The 1,150-nt window shown below is 57.7% G+C and carries 1 pseudogene; it reads right to left on the reverse strand.

Annotation, left to right across the window (positions count from 1 at the left end):
- Positions 1-33 precede the first annotated feature (33 nt).
- Positions 34-1,093, reverse strand: a pseudogene (locus LOM8899_RS22970) (IS3 family transposase).
- Positions 1,094-1,150 lie beyond the last annotated feature (57 nt).

Below are 1,150 nucleotides of genomic sequence, written 5' to 3' on the forward strand. Positions count from 1 at the left end.
TTGCGGAGAGTCTTTGGGTTTTGGTTGATGGCCTTAGGCGGCCAGTTTGTCCATCATCGTTTTCTCTGCGAATTCCCTCGGTGTCAGGTTTTTCAAAGCCGAATGCGGTCTTTGATTGTTGTAGTTCTCTTGCCATGCTTCCAGCGTTTCCCGAGCCTCGGCCAGTGAGCTAAACAGCGTTTCATTGAGGCATTCGTCGCGCAGCTTGCCGTTGAAGCTTTCTACGAATGCGTTCTGCGTCGGCTTTCCCGGCGCGATGTAGTGCCAGTCGATCCCGGTTTCTGAACCCATCGCAGTATGGCCATGCTGGTGAACTCGGTTCCGTTGTCAGATACGATTGTACATGGCGCGCCCCGCTCTGCAATCAGCCGGTCCAGTTCTCGCGTGACCCGCAAGCCCGACAGCGATGTATCGGCCACCAGCGCTAGGTTCTCCCGCGTGTGGCCATCCACAACGGTCAGGATACGGAGGCGGCGGCCATCGGTCAGCGCGTCAGATACGAAATCGAGGCTCCAACGTTGGTTCGGGCTATCTGGCACGACCATCGGCCTTCGCGTGCCCAGAGCCCGCTTTCTACCTCCCCTGCGGCGCACTTGAAGCTTCTCTTCGCGATAGAACCGTCGGAACTTCTTGTGGTTCACTTGCCAGCCCTGCCGCTCAACCATCACATGCAGCCTCCGATAGCCGAACCGGCGACGTTCCTTGGCAACCGCCTTTATGGCATCGCGCAGGTTCGTGTCATCCGACCGGCGGGATTGATACCGCACCGTCGATCTGTCCACATCAAGAGCAGAACACGCCCGACGCTGGCTCACCTGATGGACCTCCACCAGATGCGCCACCGCCTTCAGCTTGGCATCGGGCGTCACCACTGTTTTGAGTTCACATCCCGCAACATCGCATTGTCGAGCATCTGTTCGGCCAACAGCTTCTTCAGCTTCGCGTTCTCGGCTTCCAGCGCCCGGAGCTTCTTGGCATCCGAAGGCTCCATCCCACCATACTTCGACTTGTATTTGCAGAAGGTGCCCTGGCTGATCCCATAGCGCCTGCACACGTCAGCCGTCTTCTCGCCAGCTTCCTGTTCCTTGATCATCTGAATGATCTGTTCGTCGGTGAATCTCGTCTTCAGTTGTCCGTCCTTCAGTTGGGC

This window comes from Flavimaricola marinus (assembly GCF_900184895.1).
GTDB classification, from domain to species: domain Bacteria; phylum Pseudomonadota; class Alphaproteobacteria; order Rhodobacterales; family Rhodobacteraceae; genus Flavimaricola; species Flavimaricola marinus.